Origin of the sequence: Desulfococcus sp. (assembly GCF_041737845.1) — a bacterium.
Lineage (GTDB): Bacteria > Desulfobacterota > Desulfobacteria > Desulfobacterales > Desulfococcaceae > Desulfococcus.
Genome location: NZ_JBGSQX010000164.1, coordinates 1 through 13,267 on the forward strand (window position 1 = coordinate 1; position 13,267 = coordinate 13,267).

Annotated in this window: 11 protein-coding genes and 1 tRNA gene; 11 read left to right on the plus strand and 1 reads right to left on the minus strand. The window is 61.3% G+C overall.

All coding sequences use genetic code 11. The annotated features are described in order from the left end of the window. Window positions 1-109: 109 nt before the first annotated feature. From ACEW8N_RS20480 to ACEW8N_RS20495, 4 genes are all read left to right on the plus strand, one after another. A tRNA-Leu gene (locus ACEW8N_RS20480) sits at window positions 110-196 on the plus strand. 110 nt (window positions 197-306) lie between these two features. After that, window positions 307-1,164 carry a sugar phosphate isomerase/epimerase family protein gene (locus ACEW8N_RS20485; protein ID WP_373501728.1) on the plus strand — a complete coding sequence of 286 codons (858 nt, stop codon included), beginning with the start codon at window positions 307-309 and terminating at the stop codon, window positions 1,162-1,164. A 51-nt stretch (window positions 1,165-1,215) separates the two neighbouring features. Further along, on the plus strand, window positions 1,216-2,454 hold the full coding sequence (locus ACEW8N_RS20490) for a 3-dehydroquinate synthase (protein WP_373501729.1): 1,239 nt from the start codon (window positions 1,216-1,218) through the stop codon (window positions 2,452-2,454). Beyond that, complete coding sequence (locus tag ACEW8N_RS20495; protein WP_373501730.1) at window positions 2,447-3,337, plus strand: polyprenyl synthetase family protein; 891 nt, start codon at window positions 2,447-2,449, stop codon at window positions 3,335-3,337. Before ACEW8N_RS20490 ends, ACEW8N_RS20495 begins: the two co-directional genes overlap by 8 nt. A 40-nt stretch (window positions 3,338-3,377) precedes the next feature. Here ACEW8N_RS20495 and ACEW8N_RS20500 read toward each other — a convergent pair whose 3' ends face one another. Next, on the minus strand, window positions 3,378-3,959 hold the full coding sequence (locus tag ACEW8N_RS20500) for a hypothetical protein (protein WP_373501731.1): 582 nt from the start codon (window positions 3,957-3,959) through the stop codon (window positions 3,378-3,380). A 362-nt stretch (window positions 3,960-4,321) separates the two neighbouring features. Between ACEW8N_RS20500 and ACEW8N_RS20505 the strand changes: the two genes are divergently transcribed. The 7 genes from ACEW8N_RS20505 to tkt all read left to right on the plus strand — a co-directional run. Further along, window positions 4,322-4,783, plus strand: a complete 462-nt coding sequence (locus ACEW8N_RS20505; RefSeq protein WP_373501732.1) for a Crp/Fnr family transcriptional regulator — start codon at window positions 4,322-4,324, stop codon at window positions 4,781-4,783. A gap of 164 nt (window positions 4,784-4,947) precedes the next feature. Then, complete coding sequence (locus tag ACEW8N_RS20510; RefSeq protein ID WP_373501733.1) at window positions 4,948-5,367, plus strand: hypothetical protein; 420 nt, start codon at window positions 4,948-4,950, stop codon at window positions 5,365-5,367. Window positions 5,368-5,430: 63 nt separating this feature from the next. After that, the gene (locus ACEW8N_RS20515; RefSeq protein ID WP_373501734.1) at window positions 5,431-6,570 is read left to right on the plus strand and encodes a sodium ion-translocating decarboxylase subunit beta; all 1,140 of its coding nucleotides are present in this window, start codon (window positions 5,431-5,433) and stop codon (window positions 6,568-6,570) included. A gap of 309 nt (window positions 6,571-6,879) precedes the next feature. Then, complete coding sequence (gene acnA, locus ACEW8N_RS20520; RefSeq protein WP_373501735.1) at window positions 6,880-9,630, plus strand: aconitate hydratase AcnA; 2,751 nt, start codon at window positions 6,880-6,882, stop codon at window positions 9,628-9,630. Window positions 9,631-9,801: 171 nt separating this feature from the next. Then, the gene (locus ACEW8N_RS20525; protein ID WP_373501736.1) at window positions 9,802-10,608 is read left to right on the plus strand and encodes a DUF547 domain-containing protein; all 807 of its coding nucleotides are present in this window, start codon (window positions 9,802-9,804) and stop codon (window positions 10,606-10,608) included. Between the two features lie 153 nt (window positions 10,609-10,761). Next, window positions 10,762-11,637, plus strand: coding sequence for a radical SAM protein (locus ACEW8N_RS20530; RefSeq protein ID WP_373501737.1), 876 nt, complete (start codon window positions 10,762-10,764; stop codon window positions 11,635-11,637). Window positions 11,638-11,708: 71 nt separating this feature from the next. Continuing rightward, on the plus strand, window positions 11,709-13,267 hold a 1,559-nt coding region (gene tkt / locus ACEW8N_RS20535), incomplete at its 3' end, for a transketolase (protein WP_373501738.1).

Here is a 13,267-nt window from a genome sequence, read left to right on the forward strand (position 1 = left end):
GCAGCGCCCCCTCGGCCGAACCGCAGCCTGCGCCCCAGTCGACGGACCCGGCTGCCGGCAGCGCTCCGAAATGATCCAAAAAGATTGAATGACAATGATCTTTCCCTGTGCCGAAGTGGTGGAATTTGGTAGACACGCTATCTTGAGGGGGTAGTGGGCTACGCCCGTGCCGGTTCAAATCCGGCCTTCGGCACCATTTTTTCGATATCTGAGCCAAGCGCCCGAGCCAAGTGATGGATCTCAAGCAGTCCGAGTCCATTCTCTTGGCTTTTTTTATTTGGAAGAATTGCCCGAGAAAGGAAGAATATGGTCCTCGCCTACAGCAGCAACGCGTTCGTCAAGCATTCCCTCGCCGACACCATTGAAAACGTCGCCCGCCTGGGATTCAAGGGCATCGAGATCATGTGCGACAAGCCGCACCTCTACCCGCCCGACTTCACGGACGACGACCTGGCAGGGGTTGGGAGTGCGCTTGAGAAATGCGGCCTCAAGGCCACCAACCTCAACTGCTTCACGCTCTTTGCCGTGGGAGACACCTATCTGCCGTCCTGGATCGAAGCGGACGCGTCGCGGCGGGAGATTCGCGTCCGCCACACCCTCGATTGCCTGAAGGTCGCCAGCCGGCTGGGATGCGGATGCATTTCCGTCCCCCCGGGCGGACCCCTGGACGGCATGGACCCCCGAGAAGCGGTACGCCTTTTTCGGGAGGGCCTGGATCGGGTCCTGCCCGAGGCCGAGGCATCGGGCGTTACGGTCCTTATTGAGCCGGAGCCCGACCTGCTGATCGAAAACACCGCCCAGTTCAAGTCATTCATGAAAGAGATGCATTCCCCCAACCTCGGCCTCAATTTCGACATCGGCCATTTCTACTGCGTGGGGGAAGACCCCGCGGCGGCCTTCGAAGAGCTGTTCCGGTGGATCGGCCACGTGCATATCGAGGATATCGCCGACACCCGCGTACACCAGCATCTGGTTCCCGGGCGCGGGGCGATCCCTTTCATATCGGTTTTCAAGGCCATGAAGCGGCTGGGATACGAAGGCGATATCTGCCTGGAACTCTATCCGTACGTAGACATGCCGGCGCTTGCGGGCCGGGAGGGCCTGGCCTATCTTACACCGATTTTTCAGGATGCCGGTTTGAGCATTGACGGGATTCCCGTCTAAGGAAAGGGTTTTTGGATTCTCGATCGTTCCGAGAAGCATATGGAGAGCCCCGTGAAACACTTGATCCCCTATGTCCAGTCATTTTCAGTGCCCTTTGAATATCCGGTCTATTTTACAACGGATCTTTTCTCTCCCGACAACCCGGCGCTGGCCCTGGCAGCGGCGCGTCTCCACGAGCGGCGGCGCCATCGCTTCATGATCTTTGTGGATTCGGGCGTCGCGGCCGCCCATGAAAACCTGACATTTCGCATGCGGGAATATTTCGAGAGCCGTTCGGCGGACATGCGCCTTGCGGCCGACCCGGCCGTTGTCCCCGGCGGGGAATCCGCGAAAAACGGCTGGGAGCATGTCCATGATATCATCGGCGCGATCAACCGGCACCGCCTGGACCGGCAAAGCTACATCGTTGCCGTAGGGGGCGGCGCCGTGCTGGACATGGTCGGATTTGCGGCGGCCTTGGTCCATCGCGGGCTGAGGCTGCTCCGGGTGCCGACGACGACGCTGGCCCAGAACGATGCCGGCATCGGCGTCAAGAACGGCATCAATGATCAGGGCCAGAAGAATTATATCGGCACCTTCGCACCGCCCTTTGCGGTGCTGAACGATGCCGCGTTTCTCACGACCCTCACCTTTGAACAATGGATCGGGGGCATTTCCGAGGCCTTCAAGGTGGCCATCATCAAGGATGCCGCGTTTTTTGAGTTTCTGGTCGACGCCGCGGCGGCGCTCAGAGCCCGGGACGGGGCGGTGATGGAAGAGGCCGTCCGGCGGTGCGCCATCCTCCATCTGGACCATATCCGCAATACCGGAGACCCCTTCGAATTTGGATCGGCCAGACCCCTGGACTTCGGGCATTGGGCCGCCCACAAGCTGGAGAGCATGTCCGGCTTCACGATGGGCCACGGTCAGGCCGTCGCCGTGGGCATTGCCTTGGATGCCTATATCGCGGTCCGTCAGGGATTGATGGCAGAGGCGGATTTCATCCGGATCGTTTACGGGCTGCAGGCCTGCGGCCTGCCGGTGTGGGAGGAGCGGCTTCACCGGCGGGCCCCGGACGGATCCCTGGAGATCCTGGCCGGGCTGGCCCAGTTCCGGGAGCATCTGGGAGGCGACCTGATGATTACCCTCCCCAACGGCATCGGCGGGAAGGTGGAGGTCGGCGCCGTCGAGGCCGAAGATGTCGCCGCGGCCATCGCGGTCCTGCGGGACTGCGCGGGAAGGACGGCGTCCGCGTTCGGGGAGATCACGGAGGCGCCAACGAGAGCGGGGCGGCGCTGCGGCCATGTTTGATTTGAAGCATTATCTCGCTGAAAAGCGCCGGAGCATCAACACGGCCCTCGACCAGTGGTGCGGGGAGACCGACAGCCCGTCCCGAATCGTCCAGGCCATGCGGTATTCGCTGACGGCCGGAGGGAAGCGGCTGAGGCCCATCCTCTGCCTGGCGGCAGCCGAGGCCGTCGGCGGCGACCCGGACGCCGCCCTCGTGCCGGCCTGCGCGCTGGAGATGATCCATACCTACTCCCTCATCCACGACGATCTCCCGGCGATGGACGACGACGATCTCAGGCGGGGGCGGCCAACCAGCCACATCCAGTTTGATGAGGCGACGGCCCTGCTTGCGGGGGACGCCCTCCTGACGATGGCCTTCGAGATTCTCGCAAAGGAGGGGGATCCGGCAGGGGGAGATCCGGCAAGGCGGATGCGCATCATCCATGAAATCGCCGCCGCCGCGGGATATCAGGGCATGATCGAGGGGCAGATGCGGGATATGGCCGCCGAAGGGGCGGCGCTGGATGCGGCGTCCCTCGCGGAAATGCATTCCCTGAAAACCGGCGCCCTGATCCGGGCGTCGGTGGCGGCCGGGGCGATCTCCGGCGGCGCGGACCCGGCCCGCATCGAGGACTTGACGCAATATGCCGGGCGAATCGGCCTGGCCTTCCAGGTTGCGGATGACATCCTGAATGTGGAAGGGGACCCCGGGGTGATGGGGAAGGCCGCCGGCACCGACAGGGATCGAAAAAAGAGCACCTACCCCGCCCTCCTGGGCCTGGAGGGCTCCCGTCGGTTTTCACTCAGACTCGTCGAGGAAGCCCTGCATGCAATTGCCGGGTTCGACGGCGGGGCCGATCCGCTCCGGGCTATTGCACGCTATATCATCGAACGAAAGAGGTAGTTCCCGGCAGTATCCGTCGTCGATTGCCGGGTCCGGGGGCTCATGTCGCGTCGTTGACCATGGGTTTGGACGGCGGTATCGGTTTCTGGCTGCAGCGGGACGAATTGGACGCCCTTTTCAGCCATGCATTGATCCGGTCGCGGATCATTTCCGAATCCTCGGTATTTTTGACGTTCTTGATCACCTTCCGCTCCTCGCCCGTTCTCAGAACCGCGATGATATCCGTTGCGCCTTCCCCTTCCTCCGCATCCGCATTTTCAAGCCAGATGCTCCTGAGGTCGCTGGTGGGGAAGCGCTCATTTTTGGCGAGGCTGGGAAAGGGCCCGTGCCGCACCCGCATCTCTTGTCGGGTGAGTTGGATGACGGTGCGATTCACGGTCAACAAAAGCATCCAGTAGGTCGGAATCACCCACAATGACCCGAACAGGGTCATCGCCGCGACGCTTTTCGCAACCGTCAGCCCCCCGGAAACAAGCCTCACAAGCTCTTCGTGAAACAGAATCATGCTCAGCACGCTCCAAACCGTAAAAAAGATGCATCCCGAAATATGATAGGGCTCATACCACCGGTAGGTGATTTCCAGCACGTTTTGGTCTTCTATGACATTTTTATCCAGGCTCATGGTGCGCCCCTTACGGCTCCTGATGGTTCCGCCGGTGTGTGGTTTCGTTTGAAACTAAATTAATCATAATTCTATGAAACCCAAAGAAAATGTATGAACATGAGCCGATGTTTGGCCGCAGCCATTTGGAAAAACTTCTCTCCGGATGCGTCAATACGCTTTACTATATGATCTTATGATGATAGGGAGGCGGGGAAAAAATCATTTTTCCGATTTTTCTCGCCTTCCTCCATCATAGCTTCTGAAATGGCAGAACTCATGCGTGCACCGGTTTCCCGTAAGCGGATTCATCCGCAGGAGGGAGGGGGCTGGAATTTATCTTCATCGGTGCGTGGTCGATTTCAAACGAGAAAGGAAATTGTATGGCGGTGGACGTGAAACTTCTGGAGACCATCGATCTTTTCGAGGGGCTCGGAAATCAAGACCTGGATGCGCTCGCAGCCCTGTTGAAGCCCATGCGGGTGAAGGAGGGCGAGGTCCTGATGCGCATGGGGGATTCGGCCCAGAACTTCTACGTTATCCTTTCCGGCAGCTTCATGATCTTTTTCAAGGATGGAAAGGCATTCACCCTCCACGAGAAGGGGGATGTGATCGGCATGTCCACCATGCTCGAACCCTTCAACTATCGGGGGACGACCGTCGCGTTGACGGACGGAGAGGTCCTCATCGTCTCCGGGGACCCATTCAACGAACTCATCCGGGGCAGCGCACGCGCGGGCGAGGTGATCATGCGACGGCTGAACGACGTGATCACCCAGAGGATGTTTTTCTTCGCCGAACCCGTCCGTCCGTCGGAAGATGAGGCGGAGTCCGACGGGCGGTGAGGGGGCGTGATCGCTATCGCGGAAATATGGCTTGATCCAATTCCGAAGACGATGGTGTAAAATACGGCTGATTTTTGCCGATTGCCATAAAATTCGGCCTATTTTCTTGATCTGAAGACATATATCCGCTATTTTTGCGGATAAACAGGTAAAGGAGGTATCCCTTGACAGGCCTTGATGCGATCTCCGCCGCGAACGGCTGGTCGATTGCCGCGGTAGGGGTTTCCATTGTATTCACGGGGCTCAGCGTCCTCGCCCTGATGATCTCCCAACTCCACAAGCTGCTGACCTTTTGGGAAAACCGCGATCAATTCTACGCAACGTTCCGCAGACAACGCGGCGAAAAGCCGACGGCGGAAGAGACCTTGATCGCCCTGCCCGGGAACATTCAGGAATCTGCCAGAAATTACAGGATGCTGGCGGACCGCATGCCGGAACCGTTCGCGCTTCCCAGACTCCTTGAAGCCGCCGTGCGCTGCGGCATATCCCATCCCCATTCAACCCTCAACGAACTCATCCTGTCTCAGTTCGTTGTCCCGGACGGCGAGGGGTATTACCGCTGGAACAGGAACGCCGGAATATGAATTCTTGATGAGACAGGGGCGCATGTCAACCTCAGGCCGGAAAAAGGAGCGGAAGCATCATCCATGGAACAGATGTTAGATTTGTTGTCACAATTCATACAAAATACAGGGTATTATATGCTCGACTACCGGTATGTGATCATGATCGGCATCGGGCTCATTTTCATTTACTTAGGCATTGCCAAGAATTACGAACCGTTGCTGCTGGTGCCCATCGGCTTCGGCATCCTTGTCGGGAATATTCCGGTCTTCCAGGGGCTGGGCCTTGCCATCTACGAGGACAACAGCGTCCTTCACTACCTGTACATGGGCGTCACCCTGGGGATTTATCCGCCCCTCATCTTCCTGGGGATCGGGGCCATGACCGATTTTTCGACCATGCTGGCCCGCCCCGTTCTCATGCTCCTGGGCGCCGCGGCCCAGACGGGCATCTTTTTAACCTTCCTGGGCGCCCTGGCACTGGGGTTTGACCCCAAGGAGGCCGCCTCCATCGGCATCATCGGCGGGGCGGACGGCCCGACGGCCATCTTCCTGACGGCCCAACTGGCGCCTGATCTCATCGGCCCCATCGCGGTGGCGGCCTATTCTTACATGGCTCTGGTCCCGGTGATCCAGCCTCCCATCATGAAGCTGCTCACCACCCGGAAGGAGCGGCTCATTCAGATGGAGGACCCGCGGGAGGTATCCAAAAAAGAGAGGATTATCTTTCCCGTCATGGGCTTTCTCCTCTGCTGCCTCCTGGCCCCCGCGGCCCTGCCGCTTCTGGGCATGCTCTTCTTCGGGAACCTGCTCAAAGAGTGCGTGGTGGCGGAGCGCCTGGCCGCTACCGCCCGAAATGCCATCATCGACACGGTCACCATTCTCCTGGGCATCACGGTGGGCGCGAGCACCCAGGCGGACGTCTTCCTGACGCCCCGATCCGTGGGTATTTTTATTCTCGGCGCCCTCGCCTTCGGCGTTGCCACGGCATCCGGGGTGATTTTCGCTAAAATCATGAACCTCTTCCTGCGCAGCAAGATCAATCCGCTTCTGGGCGCCGCGGGCGTATCGGCGGTGCCGGATTCGGCCCGCGTGGTGCAGCATGTCGGACATCAGGAGGACCCCACCAATTTTCTTCTCATGCACGCCATGGGGCCCAACGTCTCCGGTGTTATCGGCTCGGCCATCGCCGCCGGCGTCATGTGGAGTTTCCTGGTGCGCTAAGGCGGTCGCGGGGCATTCCGCCGATCGGAATGCCCTGCCCGCAGGGGCAGCCCCCTTCCCCCTCATCTTCGTCGACCGTCCTTCTGTCCACAGCACATCGCCGTCCGGCGGAATGCCACAAGAGAGCCGGCCCTCCCGTCGGGGGCGGGTGAAAAGGGGTATGCGGCCGCGGCCCTTCCTCCGGGAAAAGGGGGTTGATTGTTTGATTCAAGCGGTACTATAGTATGCCAATGCATCGATCATGAGGCGTGGTTCGTTCCCGCGGGAACGATTTGAGGGACGGCAACCTACAGCGATCAAGGAGGGGGAATGATTGACAGACAGGCGTTTTTGCGGCGGGTCCAGGCGGCCGGGCGGGAGTATGCAATCGCGGATATCCGGCTGCTGGAGGAAAAAGGCATCGCCGATATCGGCAGGCTGCCCTTTTCAATTCGGATCCTGGTGGAAAACCTGCTCAGGAAGCTGGACGGCCGGGTGGTCACGGAGGAAGACCTCCTGAACATCGCCCGGTGGCGGAAACGGTATGACGCCCCGGTGGAAATTCCCTTTCATCCGGCCCGGGTTCTCATGCAGGATTTTACGGGGGTTCCCGCCGTCGTCGACCTGGCCGCCATGAGGGATGCGGTGAAGAACATGGGCGGCGATCCCCGGAAGATCAATCCCCTCATCCCCGTGGAGCTGGTCGTCGACCACTCCGTTCAAGTGGATTACTACGGCACCGCCGACGCCCTCAGGAAGAACGTGGCGAAGGAGTATGAAAGAAACGGCGAACGATACGCGCTGCTCAAATGGGCTCAGAAAAGCTTCGACAATTTCAAGGTCGTGCCCCCCAATTCGGGGATCTGCCACCAGGTCAACCTGGAGCACCTGGGGCGGGTGATCATCACGGAGCCGGACGACGACGGCGTCATGACGGCCTTCCCCGACTCCCTGGTGGGGACCGACTCCCACACCACCATGATCAACGGCATTGGCGTCCTGGGGTGGGGGGTCGGCGGCATCGAGGCGGAGGCGGTCATGCTGGGGCAGCCCTATTTCATGGCCATCCCCGAGGTCATCGGCGTCCGGATGACCGGCGGACTCCGGCCGGGGGTGACGGCCACGGACCTGGTGCTGACGGTCACCCAGATGCTCCGGCAGTATAATGTCGTGGAGAAGTTTGTCGAGTTTTTCGGGCCGGGGATGAAGGGCCTGACGGTGCCCGACCGGGCCACCATCGCCAACATGGCCCCGGAATACGGCGCCACGATGGGATTTTTCCCGGTGGATGAAAAGACGGTGGCCTATCTCGAGATGACGGACCGGGAGGACCGGGCGCGGGTCGTCGAGCGCTGTGCAGCGGCTTTGGGGCTTTTCTATACTGGGGATGAGACCCCGGAATACACGGATATCCTGGATCTGGACCTTTCGACCGTCGTGCCCTCCCTGGCCGGCCCGTCGCGTCCCCAGGACCGGATCGTGCTGACCGACCTGGAAAACCATTTTGACAACCTCCTGAAATGCGGGCATGAGCGGGACACGGACATCAGGAACATCTCCAAGTTCCTCGACGAGTCCGGGTCGGTCACCGCTCGGGAGGCCTTCTGCGAGCCCAGCGGCCGGCGGCGGTTCACCATCAACATGAATGGTAAGGAGGTCGGCGTGGGGGACGGCAGCATCGTGATCGCGGCCATCACCTCCTGCACCAACACTTCCAATCCGTATGTGCTCCTGGGCGCCGGCCTGCTGGCGAAAAAGGCGGTTGAAAAGGGGCTCAAGGTGCCGGCCCATGTGAAAACCTCTCTCGTGCCGGGCTCCAAGGTGGTCGTGGATTACCTCGAGGACGCCGGGCTGATGCCTTACCTTCAGGCCCTGGGGTTCCACCTGGCCGGATTCGGCTGCACCACCTGCATCGGCAACTCCGGCCCGCTCCATCCCCAGATCGAACGCCTGATCCGGGAATACGACCTGACGGTGGCCTCGGTCCTGTCCGGGAACCGAAACTTCGAGGCGCGCATCCATCAGGCCGTCAAGGGCAATTTCCTCGCCTCGCCCATGCTGGTGGTCGCCTTCGCCATCGCGGGCCGGATCGACGTCAACCTCCTCCGGCGGCCCCTGGGCCTCGACCCCAACGGTGAACCGGTCTATCTCGAGGATATCTGGCCTCGGAAGAATGAGATCGACCCTCTTATCCAGCGGCATGTCAAACAGGCGTTCTACCGGGATGAATATGCCAAAATCTATGACGGGGACGAGTTCTGGGCCGCCCTCGACACCCCGGAGAGCACCACCTTCAACTGGGACGGGGAATCCACCTATATCAAGAACCCGCCTTATTTCGAGGGGTTCGCCCTCGATGTCAAGAAGCCCTCGGACATCGACGGGGCGCGCACGCTCCTCCTGCTCGGGGATTCCGTCACGACCGACCACATTTCACCGGCGGGCGCCATTCCCGTGGAATACCCCGCCGGCAGGTATCTCGTCGAAAAAGGGGTTGCCGCCGGGGAATTCAATTCCTACGGCTCCCGCCGGGGCAACCACGAGGTGATGATGCGGGGGACCTTCGGGAATATCCGGATCAAAAATCAACTTGTGGCGCCGAGGGAAGGCAGCTTTACCCGGAAGTTCCCCCAGGACGAGGAGGCCTATATCTATGAGGCCGCCATGAAATACAGGGATGAAAAGGTTCCCCTGGTGGTGATGGGCGGCAAGGAATACGGAACGGGATCCTCCCGGGACTGGGCCGCCAAGGGCGCCGTTCTACTGGGCGTCAGGGCCGTCATTGCCGAGTCCTTCGAGAGGATCCACCGGAGCAATCTGGTGGGCATGGGCGTGCTGCCGCTGGTTTTCCGGGAAGGCGAGGGGTGGCGGCAGTTGGGCCTCGACGGTTCGGAAACCTATACCGTGAGCGGCCTTTCTGATATGACGCCGAGAAGCCTCCTGAAGATCAGGGCGGTCCGGAAAGACGGCACTGCGAAGGAGTTCGAGGCGGAATCCAAGCTGAATACGGGCATCGAAGTGGAGTATTTCGAAAACGGCGGCATCCTGCCGTATGTGTTGAGGAAGCTCATGGCCTCCTGAACGCTTCCGGCCGGGGAAGGACGGGCCATTACGACCGTCCCCGGCCGGTCGCATCCCCGCCGTCATCCGTTTTCTTCCGGAAGCCCTGAAAAAAATGTCAGGCACCCTGTTTGCCCCGGACCTAAGATCAGCCACCGAATTATTTTGAATCCTTTTTCAGCGAGGTGAATCATGAACATTGCATGGTTTATGGCAGGACTGATGTTGTCGGCCGGGACCGCCTCCGCCGGGGACTTCGACCACGGCCACGGCGAGTGGCGGCAGCTTCTCGGGAAGCACGTCGTCTGGATCGACGGCGGCGGGGGAAGCCAGGTGGATTACGACGGCTTCCAGAAAGACCGTTCCCGGCTGACGGCCTACCTCGAATCGCTTTCCGCCGTCTCCCGCAAGACCTTCGACGGATGGTCCAGGGAGCGCCGGCTGGCCTTTCTGATCAACGCCTACAATGCGTTCACCGTGGAACTCATCCTGACCCGGTATCCGGACCTGACCTCCATCAAGGATCTCGGCTCGCTCCTCAGCAGCCCGTGGAAAAAGAAATTTTTCAATCTCCTGGAAGAGAAGCGGCATCTGGACTGGATCGAACACGACATGATCCGCAAACCCGGCGTGTATGACGACCCGAGGATTCATGCGGCCGTCAACTGCGCGTCGGTCGGGTGCCCGGCGCTGCGGGACGAAGCCTTTGCGGCGGAGCGCCTCGACGCGCAGCTCGAGGACAATCTCATCCGGTTTCTGAAGGACCGGTCCCGCAACCGCTACAATCCCCGGTCCGGAACCCTGGAGGTGTCCAGAATCTTCGACTGGTACGGCGGCGATTTCAGGGAAGGATACCGGGGGTACGATACCCTGGAAGGATTTTTTGCAATATACGCCGACCTGCTGGGGGATGCCCCGGCCGACAGGGAAAGGATCCGGTCGCGGCGGGTGAAGATCGATTTCCTGGAGTACGACTGGCGGCTCAATGGCGCCCGATGACGGCGGACGGTCCGCCGCGTCCCCGGGCGCACGGCGGCCGCGCCGGATCGCCTTGAAAATAAAGGTTGCAACTCCGGGATAATCTGCGTAAACGTGGGCCTTCCCCCGCGGAACTTGAAAAAAATATATTTCAGTATAATCGGAGAGATATCGATGCATTACGAACATCCGGCCCGGGTGATCCGGCCGCCCAGCGAGGCCTACAGCATCCTGCTCCAGGCAACGGTCGGCTGCTCCCACAACAAATGCACCTTCTGCGGAGCCTACAAGGGGCTGCGCTTCAAGATCAAGCCGGAGGAAAGGATCCTGGCGGACATCGCCTATGCCGCCCTCCATTTTGAACATGTGAGGCGCGTCTTCATCTGCGACGGGGATGCCCTGATCATCCCCCAGCGTCGGCTTCTGGGCATCCTGAAGGAGATAGAACGTCAGCTCCCGTGGGTCACCCGGGTCGGCCTTTACGCCAACAGCAAGGGGATCGACCTGAAAACCGATGAAGAGCTGGCCGAGCTAGCGGCCCACGGCCTCAAGATCGCCTACATGGGGCTGGAGTCGGGGGATGACCTCACCCTGGAAAAGGTGAAAAAGGGCGCCGACGCGGAGAAAATGATCCGGATGGGGAAAAAGATCCGGCGGGCCGGCATCAAGCTCTCCCTGACCGTGCTCCTGGGGCTCGCCGGAAGGGAGCGGTCCCGGATCCACGCCGAGGCCACAGGAAGGGTCTTGAGCGAGATCGATCCGGAGTACGTGGGGGCATTGAGCCTCATGCTCCTGCCCGGAACCCCCCTCCACGAGGAGTATGCATCCGGACGGTTCGCCCTCATCGAACCCATGGAAATGCTCATGGAACTCAGGACCATGATCGCCCACACCCACCTGACGCGCGGCCTGTTTCATGCCAACCACGCCTCCAACTATCTGCCGATCAAGGCAAGGCTCCCCAAAGACAGGGACGCCACCCTCAGCCGCATCGACGAGGCCCTGGCCGGGAGCATCAAGCTGAAACCCGAATGGCTGAGGGCGCTGTAAAGAGCATCGGAAGCCATCCGCCGGCTTGCCGGCCGGATTCGATCAATAGAACACCAAGGAGAAAAGAGAAGATGAACAAATCATTGGCGGAATGCCGGGCAATCAACGATCGGCAGTGCATCAACACCATCCGCACCCTGTCCATGGACGCCATCCAGGCGGCCAATTCAGGGCACCCCGGCGCGCCCATGGGCCTGGCCCCCGCCGCCTACGTCCTCTGGACCCGGGTGATGAAGCACAACCCGAAAAATCCCCTGTGGCCCGACCGGGACCGGTTTGTCCTGTCCGGCGGCCACGCCTCCATGCTGCTGTACAGCCTGCTGCACCTCACGGGATACGACGTGACCCTGGACGACATCCGCAATTTCCGCCAGTGGGGCAGCAAGACGCCGGGGCACCCCGAATACGGCCACACGCCGGGCGTGGAAACCACCACCGGGCCCCTGGGTCAGGGGATCGCCAACGCCGTGGGCATGGCCATGGCGGAGCGGTTCCTGGCCGGCCGGTTCAACCGCGAGGGCAAAGGGATCGTCGATCATCACACCTACGTCATGTGCGGGGACGGCGACCTGATGGAGGGGATCAGCCACGAGGCCGCCTCCCTGGCCGGACACTTAGGCCTTGGCAAACTGATCTGTATTTACGACGACAACCGGATCTCCATCGAGGGAAGCACCGACCTCGCCTTCACCGAGAATACGGCCCTCCGGTTCGAGGCCATGAACTGGCATGTCCAGCGGGTGGCGGACGGCAACGACGTCGATGCCGTCCTGGACGCCCTGACGGCGGCCAAGGCAGAAACCGCAAAGCCCTCCATCATCCTCCTCCGCACCGAGATCGCCTTCGGCAGCCCCAACAAGCAGGGCACCGCCGACGCCCATGGCGCGCCCCTGGGGAAAGAGGAGGTCCGCCTCACGAAGATCAACCTGGGGAGTCCCGAGGACGAATTTTTCTGCGTGCTTGAGGACCCCCTCAAGGTGTTCCGGAAATGCGTCGACACCGGCCAGGCCCTTCAGGTGAAATGGCTCGAGAGCTTCAACGCCTATGCCAAGGCCCATCCCGAGCCGGCCGCGGAGTGGAACCGGATGATCACCGGTGCCCTGCCCGAGGGATGGGACGCCGATCTGCCCGTTTTCCCGGCCGAAGGCGGCGCCGTGGCAACCCGGTCGGCATCCGGGCAGGTGCTCAACGGGCTCGCGGCGAAAATCCCCGAGCTCATGGGGGGATCGGCCGACCTGGCCCCGTCCAACAAGACCCTCATCGCCGGCGCCGCGGACTTCCAGAAACAGGACTATACCGGCAGGAACATCCGCTTCGGGGTCCGCGAACATGCCATGGGGGCGATCCTGTCGGGTCTGGCCCTCCACGGCGGCATCCGGCCCTACGGCGGTACCTTCCTGGTCTTCGCCGACTACATGCGGGCCGCCATCCGGCTCGCAGCCCTTATGAAGATCCCGGTGACCTATGTCTTCACCCACGACAGCGTCGCAGTCGGGGAGGACGGGCCGACCCACCAGCCGGTGGAGCACCTCATGAGCCTCAGGGCCATTCCGGGGGTCACCGTGATCCGGCCTGCGGACGCCAACGAGACGCGGGAGGCCTGGCGTGCGGCCATGGCGCCGGGCGCCGG

What these genes read in the sequence shown, in the direction of transcription:
- ACEW8N_RS20495 (WP_373501730.1), top strand. Translation starts at nt 2,447, where the DNA reads ATGTTTGATTTGAAGCATTATCTCGCTGAAAAGCGCCGGAGCATCAAC.
- ACEW8N_RS20525 (WP_373501736.1), top strand. Translation starts at nt 9,802, where the DNA reads ATGAACATTGCATGGTTTATGGCAGGACTGATGTTGTCGGCCGGGACC.
- ACEW8N_RS20530 (WP_373501737.1), top strand. Translation starts at nt 10,762, where the DNA reads ATGCATTACGAACATCCGGCCCGGGTGATCCGGCCGCCCAGCGAGGCC.
- ACEW8N_RS20500 (WP_373501731.1), bottom strand. Translation starts at nt 3,959, where the DNA reads ATGAGCCTGGATAAAAATGTCATAGAAGACCAAAACGTGCTGGAAATC.
- ACEW8N_RS20485 (WP_373501728.1), top strand. Translation starts at nt 307, where the DNA reads ATGGTCCTCGCCTACAGCAGCAACGCGTTCGTCAAGCATTCCCTCGCC.
- acnA (WP_373501735.1), top strand. Translation starts at nt 6,880, where the DNA reads ATGATTGACAGACAGGCGTTTTTGCGGCGGGTCCAGGCGGCCGGGCGG.
- ACEW8N_RS20505 (WP_373501732.1), top strand. Translation starts at nt 4,322, where the DNA reads ATGGCGGTGGACGTGAAACTTCTGGAGACCATCGATCTTTTCGAGGGG.
- ACEW8N_RS20515 (WP_373501734.1), top strand. Translation starts at nt 5,431, where the DNA reads ATGGAACAGATGTTAGATTTGTTGTCACAATTCATACAAAATACAGGG.